Origin of the sequence: Paenibacillus sp. FSL K6-1330, assembly GCF_037976825.1 — a bacterium.
Taxonomy (GTDB): Bacteria; Bacillota; Bacilli; order Paenibacillales; family Paenibacillaceae; genus Paenibacillus_AQ.
The window spans coordinates 6,785,056-6,812,054 of the sequence record NZ_CP150269.1; the positions used below are offsets into that span (position 1 = coordinate 6,785,056).

Here is a 26,999-nt window from a genome sequence, read left to right on the forward strand (position 1 = left end):
TAAGGGCAGTAAGCCTCGAAGTTTATGCTTTTGTTATCTCTAAAAATGTAATACATACATCATTACCCCATTTAAAAGACAGGAGGCGAAGCTCGAAGGATTACAACAAATCGCACATCAGGAGATGAAGAAGACATGGAAAGTTGGAAAAAGAACTTATGGATATTATGGTTCGGCTCATTTATCGTTTCATCAAGCTTCTCGATGGTCATACCATTTCTCCCGCTTTTTCTGATTGAGCTAGGCGTTACCAAGCATACGGAAATGTGGTCGGGACTGCTGTTTAGTTCCGCTTTTTTTGCGGGCGCCTTGTCCTCTCCCTTCTGGGGAGCCGTCGGCGATAAGTATGGACGCAAACCGATGATTATCCGCGCGGGGCTGGTGCTCTTTGTCATCTATATTCTGATGGCATTCGTCACGAATGAGTATCAGGTGTTGGTTCTCCGCCTGCTACAAGGCCTTCTCTCCGGCTTTATTCCGGGTGCAATCGCCATTGTAGGCACCAACACCCCCGAGAAAAAAGTCGGCTACGCCCTCTCCATGATGTCCACGGCAACCGCAACCGGCGGCATCATGGGCCCGATGATCGGAGGCACCCTGGCCTCCCTGTTCAGCAACCGAATGGCATTCGGATTGGCAGGGATGCTGTGCTTTGCAGCCACGCTGCTCGTCATATTCTGGGTCAAAGAGGAAAAATTCGTACCCAGCAAAGAGCGCGTCTCCGTCATGAACACGTTTAAGGTCGCCGGACATAACAAAGCGCTGATGACCGTGCTTATGCTTACGGTGCTGACACAGTTCTCCGTCATGACAATTGAGCCCGTACTGCCGCTGTATATCGCTCAAATCGGCGGTTCTTCCTCGCATACCTCGATGATTGCCGGGTTTGTGTTCTCCATCGTTGGGATCGCCAGCATCCTGTTTGCGGCCCGCTGGGGACGCCTGGCTGATAAAATCGGGTTTCAAAAGGTGCTGCTGATCGGTCTGCTCGCCGGCGGAATCGGATCGCTCGCCCAGATCCTGTTCAGCAACATTTGGGCATTCTCGGCCATTCGCTTTGCTTACGGCGCGTTCTTCTGTGCCGTATTCCCTGCTCTCAACGGCCTTGTTGTCAAACATACGCCAAGCGAATTCCGCGGACGTGCGTTTAGCCTTAACCAGACAGCCAACCAAATCGGCGGAATGGCCGGACCGCTCGCGGGCGGCATGATCAGCGGCATCTTTAACATCCATTCGGTATTCTTAATGACTGGTGTGTTAATGCTCATTACCACCGCCATCACCTATTGGACAATGCGGCCATCGCGCCTGCAGCCTGTAGAAAAGGGATCCCTCTCGTCATAATGGCTTTAAGCTGTACGCACGCGTGATGATTTCATAACGCGCGTGCGTAACTCATTACGGAAATAAACTGGATCATCGGGGGGCTTGTTTAGTTCAACATCGTTAACTCATATTCGCTCAATTACCTACATACTCATTACATAATTAATGTCATTGATATTTAATCCTGCTGATAACCACTTCGTTACGCATGATTGACTTCACAGCATACTGCCTCGCTACACATCATTCAATTCATTGCTGCACCATTCACTTGTCAACGATGTTAAATCCAACGATTCCCTCACGACCACGAAACATCTTTCCTAACCACCTATCGCTTCCGCAACATCAAGCATTAGATATGCATATGACGGTCCGCTTCATCCCATGGCACCGCATAACCGCTTCCCTTCGCACAGAATATCGAAGAGGAGCTGTATTCCGGGTCCGCATTTTTATCGTATTCTTTACGTTCAATGACCTCAGCCTCGTTATGACACCGGCCATATCCCCCGTAAACCAGGGATATCGTACCTCTTCCCTTGGTGTAGGCGGCTAATTCCATGCTGTAATTCATCATGGTCGATACGGGAGCCGATCCCGTGACCGTCACCTTGTTTCCCGCTGTTTCCGGCGGCTCGAAGCTTGCCTTCGCCTGGGTCAGATCCGACATTAACCGTCCAATATACTCGGCATCCACCTTCACCTTGAAATGATAGTAAGGCTCCAGGAGCATATTGGCTGTCTTCTCCAGCCCTTGGCGTAATGCACGGTAGGTGGCTTCCCTAAAATCCCCGCCATGCGTATGCTTGTTGTGCGCCCGTCCTTTTAGCAGGGTAATCTTGATGTCCGTGATGGGAGAGCCAGTAAGCAGCCCGTGATGATCCCTCTCCCCAACATGCTGGGCGACCAGATGCTGATAATTGACCGGAAGCACATCGGGATGGCAAGCATTGGCGAATATGATGCCGCTGTTGCGCTCTCCAGGCTCCAGCCGGAGGTGCACCTCCGCGTAATGCTTCAACGGTTCGAAATGACCACAGCCCACAACGTCTTCCGTTATGGTCTCTTTATATAAAATCTCCGGTTCACCGAAGGTGATCCGGTAACCGAACCGCTCGAACACGATTCGTTCCAGCACTTCAAGCTGAATGATACCCATCACATGGATATGGATCGCCTGAGCGAACTCATCCCACTGCACAGACAGAGAAGGATCCTCCGCATCCAGCAGACGGAATTCGCGCAGCATATCCTTGGGATGAATCGAGGATTCGAATTGCACCTTCGACTTCAGAGTCGGTACAAGCTCATATACCGTCCGGCCGCTCAGAGTCCCAAGTCCGTCGCCCGCCGCAGCTGAAGAAATACCCGTAACGACAAACAGATCACCCGCATGCACCTGATCGACATTCGTCACGCGTCCCCCATTGATCAAACGGATATGCGTCACCTTCTCCGTGATCGTCTCCGTTCCGGCAAAATAAGTCATCTCATCGCGCACCCGCAGCGTTCCACCCATGGCTTTGATATACGTCAGCCTGGCTCCCTGTTCATCATGACGAATCTTATATACCCTTCCGGCAAAATCAGCCCCGGCATCATAGTCCGTAACTGTCAGCAGATCCAGCTGATGCAAAAAATGAGACACGCCCACGTATTGCAGAGCTGATCCGCTGAAGCAGGGGAATAGCTGCCCTTTCCTTATCATCTCGGTCATCGTATCCAGCCACTGAGAAACCTCATATCCTTGTTCCATATAGAGCTCCAGCAGCTTCTCGTCCCGCTCCGCGATAGCCTCAATAAGCGAGGACTGCATCACGCCTTCGTGCAGCACATCCTCCTCCGTGATCATGCAGACCTCTTCAGTAAGCTCACTCCGAATCTCTGCAAACACACGCGTCACATCCGCGCCTTCCCGGTCGATTTTATTAATAAACAAAAACGTAGGGACGCCATGCTGACGCAATAACTGCCATACCGTCTCCGTATGCCCTTCGACACCTTCCACGGCACTTATGACGACGACGGCGGCATCCATGACCTGAATGGCCCGCTCCATCTCCGGCGAGAAATCGACGTGACCCGGCGTATCGATTAAATAATAAGTGGAACCGTTAAAATGCATGGTGGCCTGATCGGCAAATACGGTGATACCCCGTTCTTTTTCAATGTCATGTCGATCAAGAAAAGCACTCTGATGATCTACGCGACCGCGTTCCTGAATCGTATCGGTCATATATAACAACTGCTCCGCCAACGTGGTTTTGCCTGCATCCACATGGGCGAACATGCCTATCGTTTTTTTCATCAGCTTATTCCCTCTTCTGCAAGCCGGTTTATTTACATATCCATTGCTCTCACGATTTAATTTTAACATATCAGATCCCACGAGCGTACATATGTTCTATAATTTTGGGTGAGGATCGACCATCCTCCTTATAAAACCAAAATAGCTGCCCGCCCGCATCCCTATGGATGCAGCAGGACAGCTATCAGCGTTATCAAAAATATGACTCCCACTAAGTGTGTGATATACGTTTATAATTCCATCCTTCGGATTTACTTCACCAGCTCAAACGAGGACAGCGCACGCCTAAGTGCGGCTTGCTGCATCTCCGTTGCATTGGCATCATTCAACGTCGTCGTAATCGTGTACACGATATCTCTGTTCTCAAAGACAATCTCCTGCGTCGTAAAGCCAACGCCGTTCTTCACCTGATGCACCTTGAACGACACGGCAGGCACACCGGCAAACGTAATGTTATCCACGCCAAGCAATTTCAACGTCGTCCCTGAGGCCGTGCTGGCTTCATTATAATAACGTTTCAGGTTGCTGACGATGAATTCTGCTGAGGTATCCTTCTGAGCATTAATTTCAAACCCGCCCCCGGCAAATCCATATTCCACCGTTCCCTGCTCGAATTGATCATTCAGCGGTTCCCAGTACTTTGGAATATCGATATGGTAGCGGTACGTTTCGGAGTTCTTGCTTCTCATCTTGGTTTTATCGGTAAGATAGCCTTCATCGCCAATGCGGCCGAAGTTCTCAGGTACCACATCATAATCAATCTCTATCGATTCCAGCACCTTCTTCCAGTTGGAAGCCGTCCGTTCCTGGCCATCCGGTACCGCATACTCCAGATAGTAGCGGTAGCCGTTCTTCTGGATCATCACTTCATATTCCGTCACCCATTTATCTCCGAAGTTGTACCGAACCTCTTGAATCTGCCCTTTGACGCCGGATATCTCCACAGGCGTAAGTCCGACGTATTCGTAAGAATCTTGAACAAAGGATTCCGACAGCCAGTCTTTAAGCCGCTGCCCCCAAGCTGTGAGCGTGCCATCAACCCCTGAGGGAGCGGATGTCACCGAGACGGACAGATAACCTTGCCCTTCGCTGCCGTATAACATATCCTTGTTGTTGATTTCCCAACCTGCAGGAATGCCAAACCATATGCCGTATTCTTCATTTCCTGCTTCGCGGAGCCCACCTACGATGGAAGAGACGTCTTTTAATGTTTTGTCTCCAGCCTGATAGGTCGTTCTAAATGAACCCAGCAAGCTCGCGTGCTTGTCCATATCCTTATAGTGAACCGCTTCTGCATCGGCAAAATACAGCTCATAGACGCGATCATTAGCATAGTACTGCCGACCTTCCCATAAGACGCCGTCGATATCGCGGGAAATTACTCTGGCATACGGCAGAACTCCGCTTGCAACCGTCTCTTGGTGAAGCACAACATCTCCAGAATCGCTCAGTTCTTTCAGGAGCCGTTCTAACAAATCGTCAGGACTCAGCTTTACTTTCTGGGAGGAGGCATGAACCTCAAGATAGTAGCGGCCCGTAGCATCGTTAAAAGCAGCACCGCTCTCGTCGTCCGTTCCTCTCCCAATGATCATCCAAGAAGGATAATTCATACTCCATTCATAATAACTATTTCCGATTCGGGTCTTCCCGGTCGTATTGTTGATCTCGCCCTCGTCATGCTTCTCTTCCTTATCCGTAACCATGAGGCTGATGGATAGCTTGCCTTGGGAGGAGCTTACTTTGGCGCCAATCCCCGCGGCAACCGGACGCAGCGGTACCATCAGCGTTCCGGACACCATCGCCGGTTCTACCGGCAGCTGTACCTTTTTTCCGTCGATCCATGCGGTCTTGTTGCCGATAACGAGCACAATCGTATGCGGTCCTTGCAGCAGTCGAACCCGGTTCTCGCCCTCCAGCTTGATCTCGCTGCCAAACGCTTTTTTAAACACGCCCAGCGGCACCATCAATACGCCCTGCTTCTGCTGTGGCTTGGCAATCGTATAAGAAGTGCCATTAACCGAAGCTGTGCTACTTCCGCTTTGCACGGTCAGTATACGTTTCTCCGGCACAACGTCATCACCCCATACGGGAAGTGACAACGACGTGAATAGCATCAAAGCCGATAAGGTTCCGGCTGTCATCTGCCGTAAACGTCGGCTTGACTCCGTTCTTTCTCTCTTCACCATGACTCAGCCTCCTCAACGCTTGACGAAGCAGCTCGATTACCATCCTGGCTGAGCGTCAGTTTTACATTTACAATATCTCCATCCCGCTGCATTAATAGCTGAATCTGCTGGCCTGGGATGAAAGGCTTTAACCGTTCGTTGATATCAACGACGGAATAGATGCGCTTTCCGTTAATGGCGTATAACACATCATCCTCTTGGATTCCGGCTTTCCGGGCTTGCTCGGACAGCACCTTCGTAACGGTCAATGGGTCGTCTGAAGGCAGACCCACGATGGCGGACCAGCTTTCTTCCAGTTCCAACCCGAGACCGGCTCTTCGAACCTCACCGTATTCCAACAAATGATCCACAATATAATGGACCGTTTCCGCAGGAATGGAAAAGCCCATATTTTCAATGCCGACAGCGGCAAACTTCTTGCTGTTGATGCCAATGACCTCGCCTTTCAGATTGACGAGCGGCCCTCCGCTGTTGCCCGGGTTAATGGCGGTATCGGTTTGAATCAGGCGATAAGAGCCGTCTACGCTCCGGTTTAAGCCGCTTACCACACCCACGGATGCCGAGTTTCGTAACGAGAAGGAGATTGGCGTACCTATGGCAACCACCGTTTCTCCAACCAGCGCATTTTGCGCGGATGCGGCAAATTTGGCCGGCTTCAGAGACTTGGCGTTAATTTTGACCAACGCAATATCACTCATGGGATCGCTGTATACACCCTTGGCTTTATAGGATTTGCCGTCTGACGTCACGACTGTGATTCCGGTTAGCCCGTCCACCACATGAGCGTTAGTAACGATCCACCCGTCTGCCTTCCAGATCACTCCCGTACCGTGCGCCAGGTTGTATCTGTCATCCACTTCGCTGGTTCCTTGTGGTGCCTTTCCGATAATGCCAACAACCGATGGCGACATCCGGCTGATCACCTGAGGCACCGCACTTTGTTCATATGTATTCTTGGACTTAGCGCTTGCTGCAGCCGCTATGTCTGTATGCATAATCGCATCGCTGCTTCCTGCCAGCATGATGGCCCCTAACAGTGCAACCGCCGACCGTTTTTGCCATTGTAAATTCTTCAATTCGTTTGTTCCTCCCCCGGTTCCATCCTCTACCCAACCTGTACTCCTCAATTTATCATGTTTTTCCATTTGCAGCCATTGCTTCTAGACCTATTTCTTTTACGTTTTTCCTGCGGACCTTGTAACTTTTTCCCGAAGAAACAAAAAGACGCCTTCACACTGCGAACAGCAGACGGGCGTCTTGTTTGTATGTATTTCATTACATTCGTCAAATGAAGCCGCTTTAAAATAAGGTGCCTAGGCCAACCTAATTGTTAAACCATCCTGTAATCATGGCATAGTCAGAGTACAAGAACACAAATAAGCTGACGAGACCGAAAGCGATTGCGAATTTATTTTTTTGGCGGGCCATCAACAAGCGAACCACACCAACAAAGATCAGAATCGTAAACAGGATCATAAAAATATCAAATGTCTTAAATGTCGCGCTCGCATCCGATGCTGCTGCAAGGATCATGAAACGTACCTCCTCGTGGGTTTCTTCTCGGGCAAATTTACATATCTTCTTCTATGTTATCCATGTGCCCGTCCAGATGCAAGCCCTCCGCCCCTAAAAATGAAAAAAAGTCATAAAAATTTCTCATTTTTAACCAAATTTTCAGATATTAGCATGACTTTCATCATGGCAGAAGCTAGATCAAGTTGCGTTATGGAGTCAGGCATAGGCTGCTTCGTATATTCAAGTGACTCCGAACAGGATTCGAGAAACGTTCACTCCTGTTCCTCATACTCCTCAGGAATCGGTCTCTGCTCTTTTGCCGGTTCCTCCTCTAAGTCTTCACTTGGCAATGCCACAGAGGGATCTGTGATCGTAATCCGATCCTCAGGGTCCTTCTTGACATCCAGCGCAACCTCACTGGACGGTTCACTGCTTACATTCAATTTGTTCACAGCAACCACATGGATCGTATACCGGCCGGACGGACCTGCCAACATATTGCGGTTCGGAATAAGATAGGAACGGCTCACTACAGGTTCATCATTCAAACGATACAGTACTCCGTCAGGTCCTATGTAATATACATGATAGTTTATGCCTTCCTGCGTATCTGTCCAGATTAAACCAATGGATTCATCTTCCTCATTTAGGATGGCCTGAAGACCGGATATTTTATTCGGACGGCTCGAAACTTCGTTAGAATAGCTACTCTTGCCGAAGCTGTTCACAGCCTCGACCACATAGTAGACGGTCTCCTGAAAACGCGCATCAGATGTTACGTAGGCACCTGATTTCACATTCGCTCCGTCAGCAAACAATGTATAACCCGTTCCGGACTTCTCGCTGTAATAGATATTGTAGGTTTCACCTGGCTGCTTCGTCCAGGTTAATTGAACCTGACCCTTCACATATTGGAACTTCAGATCCATCGGAGCAGTTGGTATCGTTGTCGGCGAACCCGACTGAGATACAAGGGACTCTGTCCCCCCATGTGGCTGTACTGATCCGGTAACGGCAGGAGTTGTGGATGATGATCCCGATGATGAGGTCACTACACCATGGATTACCGAGTTCGGACTTTCTGGTGGTGTTTCTCCCCCGTCTTCGGCAGTTTCCAAGTTGATTTGCTCCACAGCTTTCAACCACTTCGCTGTAACCGAAGCCGCTTCTTCCTGAGTAACGATACCCTTGGGATTCAAAGCATCTGCTGTGGATTCCTGAAAGAGACCTAGCTCCATGGCCATTACGATAGCCTCCTTAGCATAATGGCTGAAGGAGCCTTCATGTAACTCCAGCTGCGTGGCTTCCCCGTCCGTGGTTTCCTTGTTGGTAACCCCTTGCAGAGCTCTTTGATACAGCACGGCCATATCCTGACGTGTCAGCGGTTGTCCAACTCCAAATCTTCCGTTCCCTACCCCCTTCACCAGTCCTGCATGAACCGCAGCTTCGATTGCGGAGAAAGCATAGTGATCGTTAGGTACATCCTTGAAGGTAGCCCCTCCTGGAAGTTCACCTGTGCCCAGATTCAAAGCATTGACGATTAATATGACAAAATCCTGCCTGCTGATGGCCGCTTTCGGCTGGATATCCCTACCACCGTCACCGGGATGGAGTCCTCCTTCGGTTAACCGGATGGCTTCCTGCGCATTAAAGCCCATCATATCTGAAACGGGTACACCAGCACTTGCTTGAACGTTATCGGATGAGTTTATGTATAAAGCACTTGCTGCCAGAGCTATTAGAACGGAACAGGCGATTTTCTTCATACAATCCCTCCATTTTGTCGCAATTATCAAGATCATACCATATCCTGGAATGCGAAGATATTGGAGGATGATATGAAAATAAAAAAAAGAGCCCCTATTCATACACGGGGACTCCATTATGACGCCAACCTGTTCAATCTGCTGAAATATGAAATGCAATAAGCTGTGGGCTGCACAGCTCCCTTCCAGCATGGAACAGATTCGAAGCTATTAACGTGCCGCTTCCACCTTGTTCAATTCCTTGGTTCGCTTCGTATCGCGTTCCAGGATGGGTTTTAGGTACTTCCCTGTATAAGACTCGGACACCTTGACTAAATCCTCTGGCGTTCCGGTAGCGATGATGGTACCACCGCCGCTGCCGCCCTCCGGACCTAGGTCAATCAGATAGTCCGCTGTCTTAATGACATCGAGATTGTGCTCGATGACAAGGACGGACTCCCCGGAATCCACCAGGCGGTGAAGCACAACGAGCAGACGGTCGATATCGTCCACATGCAGGCCGGTAGTCGGTTCATCCAGAATATACATCGTTTTGCCTGTGCTGCGGCGATACAGCTCGGAAGCCAGCTTCACGCGCTGGGCTTCACCACCGGACAACGTGGTGGCAGGCTGGCCCAAAGTAATATAACCCAGACCGACATCCATCAGCGTCTGCATCTTCCGGTGAATCTTCGGAATGTTCTGGAAGAAATCCGTTGCATTCTCAACGGTCATCTCCAGTACTTCAGCGATGTTCTTGCCTTTATATTTGACTTCGAGCGTTTCGCGGTTGTAGCGTTTGCCCTTACACACTTCGCAAGGCACGTAGATATCCGGCAGGAAGTGCATCTCAATCTTGATAATACCGTCCCCGCGGCAAGCCTCACAGCGGCCACCCTTCACGTTGAAGCTGAATCGGCCCTTCTTGTATCCGCGAATCTTCGCTTCATTCGTCTGGGAATAGATATCCCGGATATCGTCGAAGACGCCTGTGTAGGTCGCCGGGTTGGAGCGAGGCGTACGGCCAATCGGAGACTGGTCGATGTCAATGACCTTCTCGATATGCTCCAAACCTTTCATCTCGCGGTATTGCCCCGGACGTACTTTGGCTCTGTTCAAGTCACGAGCAAGTGTCTTGTAGAGGATCTCGTTGACCAGTGTCGACTTGCCTGACCCGGACACACCGGTTACCGCCGTAAAGACGCCAATCGGAATTTTCACGTTAATATTCTTCAGATTGTTCTCTTTCGCGCCTTTAATCTCAAGCCAGCGTCCATCGGTCTTGCGCCGCTTGCTGTTGACCGGAATGAACTTACGGCCGCTCAGGTACTGGCCCGTCAGAGAGTTAGGGTCGTTCATAATCTCCTTCGGGGTTCCCTCCGCGATGACTTGGCCGCCATGAATACCAGCGCCAGGACCAATATCGATGATATAGTCCGCAGCCATCATGGTGTCCTCGTCATGCTCGACCACAATCAGCGTATTGCCCAGATCCCGCATATGCTCCAGCGTCGAGATCAGGCGGTCATTATCCCGTTGATGCAGCCCGATGCTGGGCTCGTCCAGAATGTACAGCACGCCCATCAGGCTTGATCCGATCTGCGTGGCTAACCGGATCCGCTGCGCTTCCCCACCGGACAGGGTTCCCGCCGAACGACTGAGATTCAGGTAATCCAGACCCACATTGACAAGGAAGCCCAAACGACTGTGAATCTCCTTCAGAATGAGATTTGCGATCTGTTGTTCTTTCTCGCTAAGCTCCAGATGATCGAAAAATTTCAGGGACTCTCCGATCGACAGGCTAGTGACATAGGCCATGTTGCGGTCATTGACCGTAACGGCCAGGCTTTCCTTCCGGAGACGATGACCTTTACACACATCGCATGGCTTGCTGCTCATATAACCTTCGATGTATTCGCGAATACCCTCGGAATTCGTATCGCGGTAGCGACGTTCTAGGTTCGGAATGATGCCCTCGAAGGTTACATACGCTTCCTTGCGCTGACCGAAGTCATTCTCATAACGGAAGTGAACCTTCTCATTGCCTGTACCGTACAACAGTTTATTCATCTGTTCTTGGCTAAAAGTACTGACCGGCTTGTCCAGCGGAATGCCGAAATGCGCGCAGACCGATTTCAGAAACTGCGGATAATAAGTGGATGTGCCCCCGCTCCATGCGGCAAAGGCACCTTCCTCCACGCTTTTGCTCGTATCCGGTATAAGCAGCTCCGGATCCACAATCATCTCGACGCCCAAGCCGTCACAATCGGGACAAGCACCGAAAGGGGTATTGAAGGAGAACATTCTCGGCGTCAGCTCTTCCATACTAAAACCGCAGATCGGGCAAGCAAAGTTGGAGCTGAACCTGAGCTCCTCCTGACCCATGATATCAACCAGGAGCTGACCGCCTGATAGGTTCAGTGCCGTCTCGATCGAATCGGCCAGACGTGCCTCTATATCTTCCTTAACTACGATCCGGTCCACAACCACCTCGATCGTATGTTTTTTGTTCTTCTCGAGTTCGATGCTTTCCGACAGATCGCGCAGCTCTCCATCGACGCGCACCCGAACGAAGCCCTGCTTCGCTATATCGGCGAACAGGCTCTTATGCTCGCCCTTGCGTCCGGAAATGACCGGCGCGAGGATTTGCAGTCTCGTCTTCTCGGGATACTGCATGATGCGGTCTACCATTTGCTCGACCGTCTGGGAGGTAATCTCCACGCCATGCTCCGGACAGTGTGGGTGTCCGATCCGGGCGAACAAGAGACGCAAATAATCATAGATTTCCGTGACGGTACCTACCGTAGAGCGGGGGTTGCGACTCGTCGTTTTCTGGTCAATCGATATCGCCGGCGAGAGGCCTTCAATGGAATCGACATCCGGTTTCTCCATCTGTCCGAGGAACTGGCGTGCATAAGCGGACAAGGATTCCACGTAACGGCGCTGACCCTCGGCATAAATCGTATCGAATGCGAGAGAGGATTTGCCAGAGCCGCTAAGCCCCGTAAGAACGACGAACTTGTCACGCGGTATCGTGACGTCGATATTTTTCAGATTGTGTGCACGAGCGCCTTTGATCACAAGATTTTCAATGGCCAAACGATATCATCTCCTACTCCATATGGCATGCATGTGATGCTTATACTTTCACAAAGAGAACGACAGCGTAGGCCGTCCCCCCTGTCATTCGTTTCTCCAACATTTATTCGGCTTGCAGCTCCAGCAGCGCATCACGAAGCTCTGCCGCACGCTCGAATTGCAAATTCTTGGCCGCTTCCTTCATCTCGGATTCCAGACGCTGGATCAGATTCTGACGCTCTTTCTTCGACATCTTCTGTCCTTCTCCCACCAGATAATCTGCTTTTCCCTCTGCAACCTTTGTTGCTTCGATGACATCGCGGATCTTCTTACGGATCGTTTGCGGTGTAATACCGTGCTTCTCATTATATGCAATCTGGATGCTGCGGCGGCGCTCGGTTTCCTTAATGGCCCGATCCATAGAGTCTGTGATCTTATCACCATACATGATCACTTTACCTTCCGAGTTCCGGGCAGCCCGGCCAATCGTCTGGATAAGAGCGCGGTCCGAGCGGAGGAAACCTTCCTTGTCCGCATCCAGAATCGCAACCAAGGAAACCTCCGGCAGGTCAAGACCCTCCCGTAGAAGGTTAATACCCACCAGCACGTGGAATGTACCAAGCCGCAGATCGCGCAGAATCTGCATCCGTTCCAATGTCTTGATATCGGAGTGCATGTAACGAACCTTGATGCCAATTTCTTTCAGGTAATCAGTCAGGTCCTCTGACATCTTCTTCGTGAGGGTGGTCACGAGCACACGCTCGTCACGTTCCACCCGGTCATGGATCTCGCTAATCAGGTCATCGATCTGCCCTTCTGTTGGGCGCACATCAATGATCGGATCAAGCAGGCCTGTCGGCCGGATGATCTGTTCGACCATCGTATCGCAGTGCTCCATCTCATACGGACCCGGCGTGGCCGATACGTAGATGATCTGGTTGACTTTCTCCTCGAATTCCTCGAACTTCAGCGGCCGGTTATCCAGCGCGGACGGCAGGCGGAAGCCGTGATCAACCAGCACCGTTTTCCGTGCCCGGTCACCGTTGTACATCGCGCGGATTTGCGGGAGCGTAACGTGCGATTCATCAATGACAAACAACATATCATCCGGGAAATAGTCAAGGAGCGTATATGGCGTAGCACCAGGCTCCCTGAAGGTCAAAGGGCCGGAGTAGTTCTCGATGCCGGAGCAGAATCCGACTTCCTTCATCATCTCGATGTCGTAACGGGTACGTTGCTCGAGGCGCTGCGCTTCCAGCAGCTTGCCTTCCGAGCGCAGCAGTTCAAGGCGTTCTTCCAATTCGCGCTCGATGTTCACGATTGCTACCCGCATCGTCTCTTCACGGGTAACGAAGTGAGACGCCGGGAAGATGGCGATATGCTCGCGTTCCCCAACCAGTTCGCCCGTTAAGACGTCGATCTCCGTGATCCGCTCGATCTCGTCGCCGAACAGCTCGACGCGAACGGCATGCTCCCCCTTGGAGGCAGGGAATATCTCGATCACATCCCCACGGACGCGGAATGTACCGCGAACGAAGTTGATATCGTTCCGCTGGTACTGGATATCAACCAGCCGCGACAAAATCTCATTGCGCGGCTTCTCCATGCCCACCCTGAGCGAAAGCAGCAATTCTCCGTACTCATGCGGCGAACCCAAGCCATATATGCAAGATACGCTCGCCACAATGATGACATCGCGCCGTTCGAACAGCGAACTCGTTGCAGAGTGGCGGAGCTTATCAATCTCTTCATTAATGCTGGAATCCTTCTCGATATACGTATCGGAGGAAGGGATATAAGCTTCCGGCTGATAGTAATCGTAATAACTCACGAAATAATCCACCGAGTTATTCGGAAAGAATTCTTTAAACTCGCTGGCCAGCTGTGCAGCCAGCGTCTTGTTATGCGCAATGACGAGTGTGGGACGGTTTACCTTGGCGATTGTCTGCGCGATCGTAAACGTCTTACCCGTTCCTGTTGCACCTAGCAGCGTCTGATGTTTTTTCCCTTGGCGGAGTCCTTCGACCAACGCATCAATAGCCGTGGGCTGATCGCCCTGCGGCTGGAATTCAGACTGGATCTCAAAGGATTTGGTACTGACAACTAAATCGCTCATTGCCCTTCATCACCCTCATACTCTAAAATGAAATTCATGCTAAAAGATATGTCGAAACTTCCCGATGATATACTATGGGAAATTAGTGGTGTCTACGTAAAGAATAAGAATATTTGTTCCCGTCTCATTATACCCTTTACGTTTTTTTGATGCAAATAGTTTAATGAAAATTTCAATAAGTTCCAGCGCGAATGTTCCGTGCTTCAACTTGTATGACCCCACAGCCTTCATATTACATGTCGGACTAGCTTCAAGCGAACCCATGGTCTTCAATTAACTTCCTTAAGGAGATGATACAGCGTTATGGATATTACAATTATTTTTGGCATTCTCGCCGGTCTGGCCGCGTTGATCGGAGGGTTTTTATGGGAAGGCGGGCATCTGAGCGGCCTGCTGCAAGGAGCGGCTGCGCTTATCGTATTCGGCGGCACCATCGCGGCCGTCATCGTCAGTTTTCCGGCCACCCGGCTCCGCACCATCCCGGCTGCGCTCAAGCTGGCCTTCGGCCGCAGCAACCGTTCAACGGACGAGCTGATTGACGCCATTGTTGATATGTCGGTTACGGCCAGAAGAGACGGGGTCCTGGCGCTGGAGCGTATCTCCGCCGATCACGAGGATCCGTTCTTGCGGGAAGGCATGCAGATGGTCGTCGACGGCAACGATCCGGAGATGGTGCGCCAAATCCTGGAGCTCGATATCAATGCCGCCGAGCAGAAGCACGAAGGGTATGCCAAGATTTTCGAGTCCGCCGGGGGATATGCTCCTACCATGGGGATCATCGGTACCGTCATGGGATTGATCCACGTGCTGGGCAGTCTGCAAGACCCAACCGATCTCGGACCTTCGATCGCGGTCGCGTTCACCGCTACTTTATACGGCGTCGCAAGTGCCAATATTATCTTTTTGCCCATTGCGTCCAAGATTAAAGCACGTTCCGAAGAAGAAATTGCAAATATGGAGCTGCTGCTCGAAGGAATTATGGCTGTTCAGAACGGAGAGCACCCGCTGTTAGTTCGTAAAAAGCTAGCCTCCTTCGCTTCCGCTGGCACCACGGACATTCCGTCCTCAAGGGGGATTGTGCATGAAAAAGCCGAATAGACGGCGCCGTCATCGCAAGCAGACCGAAGGCGAACAGCGCGACCGCTGGATGATCACCTATGCCGACCTGATTACGCTGCTCCTGATCTTTTTTGTTGTAATGTATGCCATGAGCCGGCTCGATACGGAAAAATACAAACTTGTCACCCAATCCCTGCAAGCCACCTTCCAGAGCGGAGACAGCATCCTGGAGATGGGTTCGGGCATTACCGGCACAGCCGATACGGAGAACCATAAGAATCCTCCACCGCAGCCTGCCGCCAATGAGGAAGAAGAGGATAAAGATGCTGGTTCAGAACCGCTAACTGAACGGGAGCTGGCTTTCCGTGCCCAGGAGGAAGAACTGGCGAACTTTATGGGGCTTATTCAGCAATACGTGAAAGACAACCAGCTCGAAGAGGATATCTTTATCGCGGACGAGCCGCAAGGGATTGCCATTACGTTAAGCGACCGCTTTCTGTTCGATGTCGGCAAGGCCGAGCTTAAACCCGGGGCCGCTCCCGTTCTGGGCAAATTGGCGAGCCTGTTCGGTGATTTAAACACCACCGTGAGCATCGAGGGGCATACGGACAATGTGCCAATCGGACGCTATTCCAGCTACAAGGACAACTGGGAGCTTTCCGGTGCCCGGGCGATGTCGGTACTGCGGTTCTTCCTTGAGAGCAGCAAGCTGGATCCGGAAGGCTTCCAGTATGCAGGTTATGCCGATACGAGGCCAGCCGCGGATAATGCGACTGCTGAAGGCAAGCAGAAGAACCGGCGGGTCGAAATTACCGTGTTACGACAGCTTAAGGAGTAGGAAGATAGCCTCCACGCGGCTCAACCCACTCCACGCCTTGACTTAGAAGAAAATGCCACCCCATCGTCCCCAATATGAAATAAGCGCCCGGTAGACTGAATCCATGCATTCAGATCTGACCGGGCGCTTTCGTTTAAAAAAAATGATTCGATTACTAACAACGTTCCTGAGAGACATTAGGTTTCCAACATACTTGTTAAGCTAAGCGCCTTGCCCTGCCCCGCGCTCGCTTGGCCGCAGGACAGCGGAACCGACGGCCAGCAGAATGACCGCCATCAGACTGAGGATGGCTAGCGGCAGTGCGATATCGGAAAACGTGCCGCCTGTAGCCGCGATCTCCACCGCCTCAATGGCCCATTTTTGCGGTATGAAGTTGGCGATCTTCTGCATGAATTCCGGCATGATAGCAAGCGGCCAGAAACACCCGCCCAGCATGCAGGTCGGCGTGACGATCATGGAATTGATCATAGCCGCATTTTGCCCGTTTCGGATCAACCCAGCAACCGTACTTGCCAGCCCTAACGATACCATCATAAAGGCCATCAGAATAAGGAAATGCAGCAGTAACGGAATTCCGTAATCGTAACGGAGCACATACCGGCTGAGCGCGAGCACGATGATCACCTGCAACGAGCCGACCACCAAGCTGCCCAGAAAATTACCTAAAGCGATCTGATAGGCACGCACCGGTGCAGTGTACATGCGAGACAGCGTTCGCTGTCTGCGGTCATCGATCATCATCGACACAACGCTGGAGATGAGGGTCATCATGAACATCAGGGTAAAGCCTGTTACGTTCGAGAGTCCCGGCTTGGCGTACAGATTCAAATCCGTGACCTCAGTATCCACCCGATTCAGCGCGGATTGCTTGAGCACTTCTTGCAGCATCAACATGCGGTCAACAGCCGGCTCCGAGGTTTCCCGAATCAAAGCAGCCGTGCCGCTCAGACGCGTAACCGCAGAGTCCGCCGTCATTCGTATCATCACCGAAGCTTCCGAAGTTGAAGCCTCATATACCTGAACCGTCGGCCACTGTCCTTCAATCAATCCGTCGCTGAAGCCCCCCGGTATATAAACGCCTACCATGCTTTTATTCTCCACCAGGTCTTCTCTCAACATGTTCTCGGATTCGAACTCCTTGAGTACGTATTGGCCGCTGCGCTCCAGCTCGTTCATCAGATACTGGCCTGCCGGGCCCTCATCCTCATTCACATAAGAGACCAGAATGCTCGCAGCCGAGGTCTGCCCCAAGAAAAACACCGTCAAGGTAACAACCACGCAAGGAACCAGCAGGAAGACGATCCAGCCTCTTTTGCGCCCCAGTGTGCGTCTTACCATATGCCAGGCTATGGTTAAGCTATGCATGGTATCCCACCTTTCTGTACGTAATCATGGCTGCAGCCGACAGGGCCGCGGTAATAGCCGCTAGCATACCCAGACAAGTGAGAATCAATTGCACGTCGCTGTTCAGCATCATCCGCAGCATGCTCTGCATGGCCCAATGATTGACGGTGAAGGAAGCGATCTTTTGGAAAAATTCCACGGGAAGCGGCATGAATCCCCCGCTGACAAATGTCATGGCGATAATGATCGCCTGCATCAGCCCCCTGGCTCCTGCCGCCGTTGAGGAGACTAGGGTTATAAACGTGGCAATGGTCATGGACGATAGCGTGATTAAAACGCAGACCATGATGAGCAGCAAAGGGTGAGGCCCCCATTTCACGCCGTACAGCCACATGGAACCCAGCACAATGGCTGCTGCCTGTACAAGCGTAATCAGACTGCAGCCAATAATCTTACCGGCAAATACAGTTCCGGGTGTGACCGGTGCGCTTTGCAGGCGATACAGGGTCCGGCTTTCCCGCTCTCCCAGCAGACTGCTGCTTGCCATCTGACCGGAATACAAAAGAAACATGATCAGCATGGAGGCTGCGTAATATTGGGCTGCTGAATACGTGGCTCCTTTCTCGCTTAGTTTCCCGATCGTTACGTTCGATCCGGACGAGGTTTCAACAGGTGCTGCCGTTTGAGCGGCAAGAACTTTATCTCCGCCCATAACGATAACCTCCGCCTGTTTGTGATTGACATCCGCGATAAAGGTCTTGAAGATGGTGTCTGCTACCAGGTTAAGATTACGGTCTCTTCCGGGCAACAATTCAAGCTTCACGTCCGCTCCCTGGCCCATTCGTTCATCAAAGGAAGCGGGAATTATCACCGCATAATCCACCTCGCCCCTGCGCAGCTTTCCTTCAACCTCTTCACGGCTGGATGCCATCTCTTGAACCAGAATGTCCTGTATCTCCGGTGAGCCGGTTAGAGCCTGAACACTCCCCGGCAGCTGGCCTCCGTCCACAGCATTCACTACAAATCCCACTCTGACCGATGGCTGTTTAAACTCCTGATCGTTGCCAAACCAGCCCGAGAGTGCATTTCCCAATATAAAAATAAGGAGGAGTGGCAGCAAAAACTGGTTAATCAGCACCGATCGGCTGGTAGCCATCCGCTTTAGCTCAAACCAGGCAATAATCATCGTATTCATCTTCGGGTATTCCTCCTTCATGAATTCCTCTGCATATGTCCCTTATGATCAATCACGCAGCGTCCGCCCGGTCAGACTGAGAAATAGCGTTTCAAGCCCCGGTTCCTCGCACTCCAGAGAGCGAAGCGTCGTATGCTGCTTACTGCAGATGAACAGAATATCCTGTAGCTCCTCCTGAGCCGACGGTACATAGACCTCAATCTGGTTATCATTCTGCGTGACGCGTCGAACGCGCGGGTGAATGGTCAACTCCTCCACCAATTCCGGTGTGATCCCATCAGCCGTAAGTATGATTTTTTCCTCATGCGCCACGCGTGCCCGAAGCTCCTGCTGCGTCCCGCAGGCGATAACATGACCTTGATCCATAATCGCCACCCGATCACTGATCGCAGCAACTTCCTCCATATAATGACTCGTATAAATTACGGTAGAGCCCATGCGGTTCAACGTCTTCACGGATTCCAGGATGTGATTTCGGGACTGCGGATCAATCCCTACCGTAGGCTCATCCATAATGATCAGCTTCGGACGGTGCGTGATTGAGCATGCAATATTCAATCTTCGTTTCATCCCCCCGGAGAAGGTGGACGGCTTTTCCTTCGCCCGATCCTGCAAGCCGACAAACTCCAGCGCCTCTTGCACCCGTTCCTTCAACTGGTGGCCTCGCAGCCCGTACAATTTTGCAAAAAAAACGACATTATCCCAAGCCGACATCTCTTCGTACAGAGCCAGATCCTGCGGCACCAACCCGATTCTCCGCTTCACTTCCAGCGGCTGCTCATCAATCGAGATACCGTCCACCTTAATGCTGCCCTGATCCTTGGGAAGAAGGCCACAGATCATACTGATAGACGTGCTTTTGCCGGCCCCGTTCGGTCCTAAAAGTCCAAAGATTTCCCCTTCGTTCACTTCCAGGTTCATATGATCCACCGACAGCTTGTTTCCATATCTTTTCACGACATCCTTCATCTGCAGAAAGACCGCCATATTCACCATCTCCATTTCTCATATCTCTCGTAACCATTTGTTGATTTCATTCTACCTGGAATATCCGAATTATTAAGGTAGAAGAAGTCACCTTATAGGGTGACGAAAGTCATCTCCTTGCCCAAAACATCCTTGTGATATAATGAAGCCAATCGTTTGAACGTTTTGATTTCACTATGGAAAAGGGTCTGATCGCACGTGACATCCCCACTCACCTATCTAAGGTATGGATTAATTCTTCTTCCGGCCGCCGCAGACATCTTTTTGCAGCAGCTCGATGATTACGGGGAATATATGGTGTACATATTGCTGTTTCTGGCGATTACGGTGCTAAGCCGCTTTTTGCCATCGCCTGCTTATCTGAAGGCAGCCGCTCTGCTGGAAATTCCACTATCTCTGTGGCTATGCCATCAATACGGCTTCATGATGGTGTTCCTGTCCATCTCCACCCTATGCGTCTATTTGCCCTTATTGCAGCGGCCAGGTAGGCTATGTCTGGCGCTCGGTCACCTTCTGTTGCTCAACATGGCCATAACCGATTACGATGCCCTGCTGCTGACGACAGCCAATCTTCTGTTTCTGTTCATGGCAGTAACGTTCAACCACATCCATGAAATGCATCAGAAGCAAGTGGATCATATTCAGTTATACGACGAGCTGAAAAGGCTGCATTTCCAGCAGGATGAAGCAGGCAGACAATTGCTGCAATTTGCCCATCAGGTAGAGAGCGCAGCGCAGGCCGAGGAGCGTAACCGCATCTCCCGCCAGCTGCATGACGATATCGGCCACCGCCTGATTCGCATAAAAATGATGATGGAAGCAGCTCTCCATATCGTGCCTCAAGATTCCGGCCGCGGCATGGATATGCTCCATCAAATCCGTGACCAGCTAGGAGAGAGCATGGAGCAGATGCGATCGGCCGTAAAACAAATGAACCCGGTCCGGCGGATTACGGACGACTATTCCCTGGATCGGCTCCTGGAAGAGACCGGCCGGGAGACCGGGATCGAGACCGACCTTATATTGCAGGGCATCCCCTATCCGCTCTATCCCAGTCAACAGGTGGTGCTGTACAAAAATGCCCGTGAAGCTATCACAAACGCCATCCGCCATGGCGAGGCTAAACGAATCCAAATCATCCTGCATTACGGAGATCAGGACGTCCGGATGGAGGTTTCCAACGATGGCACAGTCCAGGAGCCAGCTGGCCACGAAGCTGCACCAGACCATCAAGGTATCGGAATGAGCAGCATGCTCGAACGAACCCAAGTGGTGGGTGGGACGCTGGAGGTACGGAGAACCGTACCTTTTACTGTCATCACCCGGCTGCCTGTCTACCAGAAGCGTGAGATTATGTAATTTAACAAGACAAGACGCAGTATCTTATTTTATAGAAAAGGTCGTGGCCATCCATGATATCCGTTTTAATTGTAGATGATGACCCGTTCATTCGGGAAAGCTTGAAATTACTGGTGGGGATGGACCCGGATATCGAAGTATCGGCTGTCGCGGAGCACGGCGAGGAAGCGCTGGCTTTGTTGGAGGAGGGACTTCCTGTCGATGTTGTGCTCATGGACATTCGGATGCCTGTATGTGACGGTGTGGAAGGAACGCGGCGGATTCGTGAACGACATTCGGATGTGCGAGTGCTTATGCTGACTACCTTCGATGATGATGATTATATCGTGGAGGCTCTGCGGAACGGGGCTAGCGGTTATCTGCTGAAGAACATTCCGCCGGACCGCATCATCCAGGGAATCAAAACGGTGCATGACGGTAATATGCTGATTCATCCCGATATCGCCCGCAAGCTGACTGGCATGCTTCGTCCAACATCGCAGCCCGTCCCTAAAGCTGCTGAGCTGGAACAATTCGGGCTGACCCCGGCCGAGAAGAAAGTCGTCGTCCTTATTGCGGACGGCTTGTCCAATAAGGAAATTGCCGGACAGCTTTTCTTAAGCGAAGGCACCGTCAAAAACTATGTCACCGAAATCCTGGGAAAACTGAATCTTCGGGACCGGACGCAAATCGCCATTTTTTATCTTAAAAAGTTGCAGGGTTAACATTCTTCGTTAAACTGGTCCGAGCATATGCATCCAAAAAAGCGGGCTGTCCCAAAAGATCTTAGATCTTGCGGGAGGCCCCTTCTTGCTGTTAGAAGACGCTCCATGTACGAATCGTTCCTCCCATCGCTGATATGAACGAGACCTGTCAAATAGCAGTTTGTAACTCCCTTGTTTTCCCAATCCCCTTTATACAAGAGAGGGTGTAAAAACTGAACTAGAAGGCAAAAGCTATCAACGGTGAGCAGTCTGATATCCGCGGGTTTTGTATACCGCATGTTTTCTCTCCGTCTGCAGAGAGTGCACCACGAACTGTTGTCGTGCGTCGTTTCCTTTGGAGGGATGGCACATAGCGATGGACGTGGATTCTCTCTTACGGCTTTTCCCTTTGCCTTCTAACTCAGTTTTTCATCTTCCACCTGTTTTTGGGGGAACGGGATCACCTTGAATCAACCATTCTCACAATACGACTAGATTCCAATAGGAATGGTGATCACCTATTTATCCCTTTCTCTTCAAGTTCTCGGGCAATCGACCAAATAAATCCACTTAGTTCACGCGCCACGGCCACAACTGCTTTGCCACTAGGCTTACCCTTTGACAGCATTTTCGTGTATTTTCGATGTAGTCGATACTGTGCCTTCCAGGATATGGCCTGAATTTCAGGAGATTTTCCTTGTTGACGTTTCTTTAACTCTCCTTGTAGCGCAGGTTTATAGCGGTAACTCCAAGCGGATTCGACCAATAAACGACGAAGGTGGGTATTCCCCGATTTCGTAATGTTTCCCTGCCATCGGCTTTGGCCACTTGAGTATTCCCTCGGCACCAAACCTGTGTACCCCATGAAAGCCTTCGCATTACCAAACCGGGTAAATGAACACACTTCCGCTACGATTCCTGTTGCTGTCGTTTCAGCTACTCCACGTAAGGTTTGAAGGGCTTGTATTAAGGGGGCGTGGTGCCCTTCCGTGGCTTCTTCGTGAATGGCTGCTTCCATACGCTTCAGACGTTCTTCATTTTCATCCATCTGATGCAGCATTTCCTGCAGAACCAAACGTTGAGAAGCGGACTCGAATGGAATACGTCCTAACCATAACCGGTATTTAGCCGTCCAACGGCGAAGTGGCTCTTTAGGTGCAATCTGATGACGAAGGAGAAACTTCCCGATCCGCTGCCGGATTCGAGCTCGATCTTCCTTAACATCTTCACGCATTCGTACCAAATCACGAAGCGCTTCTTCCTCTGGAGTAGGTACATGCACATGTGTTAATTCACCTGCTCGAAGTAATTGTGCCAGACGCATCGAATCCCTACGATCCGTTTTTACCCGTTCTCCTGGACGACTAGGCATAAGTGATGGGGCGATAACAATGCAGTCATATCCATGTGCAGTTAGCAAACGAACTAAAGGATATCCTGTTGGACCTGCCTCGTAACAAACGCTTAATTCATTGGGTTGGCCTAACTTCCTCAATACTTTCAAGATGTGATACTCGGTATGAGGAATCGTGCCCAAATACCGAGCGCCTTCTCTTCCTGGATCAGCTACAGATACAGCAATATTTTCCTTCGACACGTCTAAGCCTACGTATTTTATGGTATCCTTCATAGTACAGACTCTCCTTTGCAATTTAGCTCTGATTTTGGTTTTGGTTTAGCTTCTACTACACCATTATTCCCAAAATTAACCTAAGATGTTGCAATTACGGGGAGTCTGTCTCGTTCATGATAACTGTTGCCCCCACATTTCTTGGATTGGTTCTGAGCAAGGACGAAATGTGGGGGCAAAGGCGAGCGCTGACGCTTGTCCGGAATCGATTCGTCCTCTCCGCTAAGTTGTGCAGATCCCTCACTTTAATTAGACATACGAAAAGAAACTGGATTTGGAGGACGACATTCCACCTCATCATCTTGTTCGCATCATGCATGAAGCGGTTAACTGCTTGGATGACCGCATCTTTTCGGCCACCTATCCCGGTGGCGAACGAGACAGCTACCATCCCAAGATGCTCACCAAAGTCATCATTTACGCCTACACACAGCGAATCTATTTTTCTCGTCAGATCGCCAGCTCCCGGACTTCCGTACCATCAATCGTTTTCGTTCCTACGTCAAACGGGAACACTATTATTTGTATTTCTGCTTCGAGGACTGACGAAAGTGAGCCTAGGTCGGATGGCTTTCGCTTGCCCATAATCTACTCAAGCAAGCGACAAAGACCGAAAAGCAAGAAATGGCGGTGCAAGGATAACATCCTGAGCACCGCCATTTCTTCATTTGACACATTTTTTATCTGACGAACCGCCCGTCAAGTGAGCAAACCTACTTATGGGACAGCTCCTTTCAGTATTTATGATGAATGGAACCCGGCTTCTTCGGAGCCGCCGGTCGTCTTACTACCGGAAGAACCCCGCTTGCTGCGAATATGAAGTTTATTCGCCAGCAGGGTGATCAAGCTTACCGGCTTCAACCCGACCGCTATGCCATCCCTCGGGTCGGGGGCAACGATAGCTCCCAATTGATGATGATCCCCCGCGTAGATTGCACGCTGCAGGAATTTACTCTCCCCCTGATGGTTCTGAACCTCCAGCTTACAGAAGGCCGAATTCTGACGAAGCGCGCTATGCAGCTGTTCCTTACTGTGAATCAGTTTACCGTTCACCTTCAGGATCGTCTCTCCTGCCAGAATGCCAAGTTCGCTTGCCGGACTATTCGGAAGCACTGCGAGAACGCGTAGTCCACGAATCGGATGCACAAAGATCGGACTGCGCTGCTGTTCTTCATAACGGCTGTACCACACCAAGCCCTCATGCAGCAGTAATGCCGCTAATGCAGCCACGATCGTGAGTGGTGTCCACCACTCGGCCAACAGGCTCAATGCCAGCACAATGGCTCCGTAAAATATGAGCCGCTTCGATGTGATGCTTGCCTTCTCCTGCGGGAGCATGCTCTGCGTCATTTCCCCGAAGCCAATCACGACCGGGAGTGCCATCATGGTAAAGCCTGTACTCCAGGCATCACCACCGAAGAATGGCGTCCATGGCAGCACGCTTCCTCCGCTTACCGCCGGAACAAGCAAGAACAAGGGCAAGGGCCAGAAGCTCTGCATGTGATAACCGCCTACGAGCTTGCCACGCTTACCCTCAAGAAACAGCGGTGTAGCAAAACCCGAACCCTGTATCCTGACAAGCAAGGCTTCTGCAAAATGCAGAACGGCGGATAAAGCCAGCAGCGCAGGAATGTCCAATCCATGGATCGTTGTCGTTATGTGACTGACCCAGCCATCCGGCTGCCAATTCGGAAACCAGCCTAATCCAAACTGAATGATCCCGAGAAGACCGATGGAATAGGCAAAGCATAAGTACCGGATATGAAACAGCATCAGGATCAGGGAAGTCACCCATATGCATATGATGGCTTCCAGGCTTAAGGATATTCCCAGGAAGGCTACTACGATGGACACGCCGATTCCTGCCAGCAGCCCGCCCAGAAACGTTCGCCATGTCTGCAATCCCCAGGAATGCAGCTTCACATGGAACAACTTACGCTCCACCAACACCTGCCTTCGGTAGAACAGCATGACAAACAAAATCGAAATATAATAAAAGGGCTGCGTCAGCAGTTGTATGCCTGCATCTATCCCATACATCAGCAGTTGTTTCAATGTCTCCAACAGCTTGCCACGCTCCTTTCAGCTTCAAGATGCTTCGAAATTTATACTTTCAGATATCTTAAAAGAAAAAAAGAAGGCTAACGTTCAGCCTTCTTACTTGTTCGACGCCTTGGCGGCGATTTCCTTCCGGACCTCAGCAATTCCGCGATTCATTTGATTATCCTCTTTCGGATCCTGAATCTTCTCAATCAATGCGGCTTCCAATGCCTCGGCTGTAGCGCCGTTAAGGATACCGTCCGCTTTCAGCTTGTGCTTGCTCTGGAAACTCTTAACGGCCTTCTCTGTATTCCGGTCGAAATAGCCATCCGTACGCCCGATCTTATAACCAACCGCTTCAAGCATGATCTGTGCATTCTTCACGTCCGTGCTATTCGTGTCGTACGTATAAGTTTTCTTCTTATCGATCGGTGCAACGGTAAAGTATTCTGGCTGTGACACCTGAATATCCGGCTCAATTCCCTTCTCATGGATCCAGGTACCGTTTGGCGTCAACCACTTGGCAATCGTTACTTTCAGCAGGCTTCCATCGCCAAACTGCTTATCAAAGCTCGTTTGCACGGTACCTTTTCCGAAGGAATGCTCTCCCATCAAGGTAGCTCCTGCCGATTGCTGCAGTGCGCCTGCCAAAATTTCGGAAGCGCTGGCGCTGCCCTTGTTCATCAGCACCGTTATCGGATAAGATTTCGCCTCACCGCCCGAAGGATGCTTCTCCCGCTTCTTATTCTTATCCTCTACCTGAACGATCAACTCGCCTTTAGGTACGAACTGCTCTGCAATGTCGATGACAACGGACAGCACGCCGCCTGGATTGTTCCGGACGTCGATCAGCAGTCCCTTCATGCCTTGGCTTTCCAGTTTCTTGAGTTCTTCCTTAAAGCGTTCGCCTGTATTCAGCGAGAATTGGGAGATCTCAATAACACCGATTCCGCCCTTCTCCATCCGTGCCGACACGGTTTCCAGATCGACGTCATCACGAACGATAACATACTCGACAGGCTGCTCAGAGCCTGCACGCTTAATCTGAAGGACGGCCTTGGAACCTTTCGGACCGCGAATCTTGTTGACTGCCGCGTTCAACTCCAGACCCTGCAAAGATTCCCCATTAACTGAGAGGATGGTATCCTTTGCCCGGATCCCGGCTTTATCCGCAGGAGATCCCTTGATCGGGGATACAACAACGACACTGCCATCTACAGAGGATACCTCCGCACCAATCCCTGAGAAGGAGCCCTCAATGCTCTCTTCAAACTGGGCTGCCGTTTCTTTTCCCATATAGTTGGAATATGGATCTTCCAGCGCTTCCATCATCCCGTTGATGGCGCCGTCGATCAGTTTCGACCGATCGATATCCTTGTAATAATTGCTTTCGATGAGGTCAATCGCTGTCCCCAGTTTTTTCGCTTCAGACTGCTCCAGTCCATTCCTGTTTGCTATACTGGCCAGCAGCCCCTCACCGTCTCCGGTCTGGCTAGGAGCGGGCAGCTGGGTCAAAGCCATCGTTAACAGCACGCCGCACAGCATGGCAGCTATGACCAGAAAGACAGCCGTTCGTTTTTTCAGCAA

18 protein-coding genes are annotated in these 26,999 nt (G+C 51.0%); 5 read left to right on the forward strand and 13 right to left on the reverse strand.

Annotation, left to right across the window (positions count from 1 at the left end; translation table 11 throughout):
- Positions 1–135 precede the first annotated feature (135 nt).
- Positions 136–1,344 (forward strand): MFS transporter, encoded by a 1,209-nt coding sequence (locus tag NYE54_RS31010; protein WP_339268403.1) that lies wholly within the window; start codon positions 136–138, stop codon positions 1,342–1,344.
- Between the two features lie 337 nt (positions 1,345–1,681).
- Here NYE54_RS31010 and NYE54_RS31015 read toward each other — a convergent pair whose 3' ends face one another.
- The 7 genes from NYE54_RS31015 to uvrB form a co-directional block, all read right to left on the reverse strand.
- Positions 1,682–3,637, reverse strand: coding sequence for a translation factor GTPase family protein (locus tag NYE54_RS31015; RefSeq protein ID WP_339268405.1), 1,956 nt, complete (start codon positions 3,635–3,637; stop codon positions 1,682–1,684).
- A 251-nt stretch (positions 3,638–3,888) separates the two neighbouring features.
- A complete protein-coding gene (locus tag NYE54_RS31020; RefSeq protein ID WP_339268407.1) occupies positions 3,889–5,823 on the reverse strand; it encodes a copper amine oxidase N-terminal domain-containing protein in 1,935 nt (644 codons plus the stop codon).
- The gene (locus NYE54_RS31025; protein WP_076324092.1) at positions 5,817–6,899 is read right to left on the reverse strand and encodes a trypsin-like peptidase domain-containing protein; all 1,083 of its coding nucleotides are present in this window, start codon (positions 6,897–6,899) and stop codon (positions 5,817–5,819) included. The genes NYE54_RS31020 and NYE54_RS31025 overlap by 7 nt, the downstream gene beginning before the upstream one ends.
- Before the next feature lie 247 nt (positions 6,900–7,146).
- On the reverse strand, positions 7,147–7,356 hold the full coding sequence (locus tag NYE54_RS31030; RefSeq protein ID WP_071219760.1) for a hypothetical protein: 210 nt from the start codon (positions 7,354–7,356) through the stop codon (positions 7,147–7,149).
- 254 nt (positions 7,357–7,610) lie between these two features.
- Complete coding sequence (locus tag NYE54_RS31035; protein WP_339268408.1) at positions 7,611–9,104, reverse strand: S-layer homology domain-containing protein; 1,494 nt, start codon at positions 9,102–9,104, stop codon at positions 7,611–7,613.
- A 210-nt stretch (positions 9,105–9,314) separates the two neighbouring features.
- A complete protein-coding gene (uvrA, locus tag NYE54_RS31040) occupies positions 9,315–12,182 on the reverse strand; it encodes an excinuclease ABC subunit UvrA (RefSeq protein WP_076324053.1) in 2,868 nt (955 codons plus the stop codon).
- 103 nt (positions 12,183–12,285) lie between these two features.
- Positions 12,286–14,277 carry an excinuclease ABC subunit UvrB gene (gene uvrB, locus NYE54_RS31045; RefSeq protein ID WP_076324052.1) on the reverse strand — a complete coding sequence of 664 codons (1,992 nt, stop codon included), beginning with the start codon at positions 14,275–14,277 and terminating at the stop codon, positions 12,286–12,288.
- Positions 14,278–14,580: 303 nt separating this feature from the next.
- On the opposite strand from uvrB, the gene NYE54_RS31050 reads away from it, so the two are divergent.
- The gene (locus NYE54_RS31050) at positions 14,581–15,375 is read left to right on the forward strand and encodes a flagellar motor protein (protein ID WP_339268410.1); all 795 of its coding nucleotides are present in this window, start codon (positions 14,581–14,583) and stop codon (positions 15,373–15,375) included.
- A complete protein-coding gene (locus NYE54_RS31055) occupies positions 15,359–16,174 on the forward strand; it encodes a flagellar motor protein MotB (RefSeq protein WP_339268412.1) in 816 nt (271 codons plus the stop codon). The genes NYE54_RS31050 and NYE54_RS31055 overlap by 17 nt, the downstream gene beginning before the upstream one ends.
- Positions 16,175–16,375: 201 nt before the next feature.
- Here NYE54_RS31055 and NYE54_RS31060 read toward each other — a convergent pair whose 3' ends face one another.
- The 3 genes from NYE54_RS31060 to NYE54_RS31070 are packed head-to-tail and all read right to left on the reverse strand — an operon-like array spanning position 16,376 to position 19,709.
- The gene (locus NYE54_RS31060) at positions 16,376–17,539 is read right to left on the reverse strand and encodes an ABC transporter permease (protein WP_339268414.1); all 1,164 of its coding nucleotides are present in this window, start codon (positions 17,537–17,539) and stop codon (positions 16,376–16,378) included.
- On the reverse strand, positions 17,532–18,713 hold the full coding sequence (locus tag NYE54_RS31065; protein WP_339268415.1) for an ABC transporter permease: 1,182 nt from the start codon (positions 18,711–18,713) through the stop codon (positions 17,532–17,534). Before NYE54_RS31065 ends, NYE54_RS31060 begins: the two co-directional genes overlap by 8 nt.
- A gap of 48 nt (positions 18,714–18,761) precedes the next feature.
- Positions 18,762–19,709 (reverse strand): ABC transporter ATP-binding protein, encoded by a 948-nt coding sequence (locus tag NYE54_RS31070; RefSeq protein ID WP_339273709.1) that lies wholly within the window; start codon positions 19,707–19,709, stop codon positions 18,762–18,764.
- A 189-nt stretch (positions 19,710–19,898) separates the two neighbouring features.
- On the opposite strand from NYE54_RS31070, the gene NYE54_RS31075 reads away from it, so the two are divergent.
- Both NYE54_RS31075 and NYE54_RS31080 read left to right on the forward strand, forming a co-directional pair.
- Positions 19,899–21,059, forward strand: a complete 1,161-nt coding sequence (locus NYE54_RS31075; RefSeq protein WP_339268417.1) for a histidine kinase — start codon at positions 19,899–19,901, stop codon at positions 21,057–21,059.
- Between the two features lie 53 nt (positions 21,060–21,112).
- Positions 21,113–21,763, forward strand: coding sequence for a response regulator transcription factor (locus NYE54_RS31080; RefSeq protein WP_339268418.1), 651 nt, complete (start codon positions 21,113–21,115; stop codon positions 21,761–21,763).
- A 493-nt stretch (positions 21,764–22,256) separates the two neighbouring features.
- Here NYE54_RS31080 and NYE54_RS31085 read toward each other — a convergent pair whose 3' ends face one another.
- From NYE54_RS31085 to NYE54_RS31095, 3 genes are all read right to left on the reverse strand, one after another.
- Positions 22,257–23,372 (reverse strand): IS110 family transposase, encoded by a 1,116-nt coding sequence (locus tag NYE54_RS31085; protein WP_339268420.1) that lies wholly within the window; start codon positions 23,370–23,372, stop codon positions 22,257–22,259.
- A gap of 741 nt (positions 23,373–24,113) precedes the next feature.
- Positions 24,114–25,436, reverse strand: coding sequence for a PDZ domain-containing protein (locus tag NYE54_RS31090; RefSeq protein WP_076324044.1), 1,323 nt, complete (start codon positions 25,434–25,436; stop codon positions 24,114–24,116).
- A gap of 93 nt (positions 25,437–25,529) precedes the next feature.
- A complete protein-coding gene (locus NYE54_RS31095; protein ID WP_339268422.1) occupies positions 25,530–26,999 on the reverse strand; it encodes a S41 family peptidase in 1,470 nt (489 codons plus the stop codon).

What these genes read in the sequence shown, in the direction of transcription:
- NYE54_RS31010 (WP_339268403.1), top strand. Translation starts at nt 136, where the DNA reads ATGGAAAGTTGGAAAAAGAACTTATGGATATTATGGTTCGGCTCATTT.
- NYE54_RS31015 (WP_339268405.1), bottom strand. Translation starts at nt 3,637, where the DNA reads ATGAAAAAAACGATAGGCATGTTCGCCCATGTGGATGCAGGCAAAACC.
- NYE54_RS31020 (WP_339268407.1), bottom strand. Translation starts at nt 5,823, where the DNA reads ATGGTGAAGAGAGAAAGAACGGAGTCAAGCCGACGTTTACGGCAGATG.
- NYE54_RS31030 (WP_071219760.1), bottom strand. Translation starts at nt 7,356, where the DNA reads ATGATCCTTGCAGCAGCATCGGATGCGAGCGCGACATTTAAGACATTT.
- NYE54_RS31035 (WP_339268408.1), bottom strand. Translation starts at nt 9,104, where the DNA reads ATGAAGAAAATCGCCTGTTCCGTTCTAATAGCTCTGGCAGCAAGTGCT.
- uvrB (WP_076324052.1), bottom strand. Translation starts at nt 14,277, where the DNA reads ATGAGCGATTTAGTTGTCAGTACCAAATCCTTTGAGATCCAGTCTGAA.
- NYE54_RS31050 (WP_339268410.1), top strand. Translation starts at nt 14,581, where the DNA reads ATGGATATTACAATTATTTTTGGCATTCTCGCCGGTCTGGCCGCGTTG.
- NYE54_RS31055 (WP_339268412.1), top strand. Translation starts at nt 15,359, where the DNA reads ATGAAAAAGCCGAATAGACGGCGCCGTCATCGCAAGCAGACCGAAGGC.
- NYE54_RS31060 (WP_339268414.1), bottom strand. Translation starts at nt 17,539, where the DNA reads ATGCATAGCTTAACCATAGCCTGGCATATGGTAAGACGCACACTGGGG.
- NYE54_RS31065 (WP_339268415.1), bottom strand. Translation starts at nt 18,713, where the DNA reads ATGAATACGATGATTATTGCCTGGTTTGAGCTAAAGCGGATGGCTACC.
- NYE54_RS31070 (WP_339273709.1), bottom strand. Translation starts at nt 19,709, where the DNA reads ATGGTGAATATGGCGGTCTTTCTGCAGATGAAGGATGTCGTGAAAAGA.
- NYE54_RS31080 (WP_339268418.1), top strand. Translation starts at nt 21,113, where the DNA reads ATGATATCCGTTTTAATTGTAGATGATGACCCGTTCATTCGGGAAAGC.
- NYE54_RS31085 (WP_339268420.1), bottom strand. Translation starts at nt 23,372, where the DNA reads ATGAAGGATACCATAAAATACGTAGGCTTAGACGTGTCGAAGGAAAAT.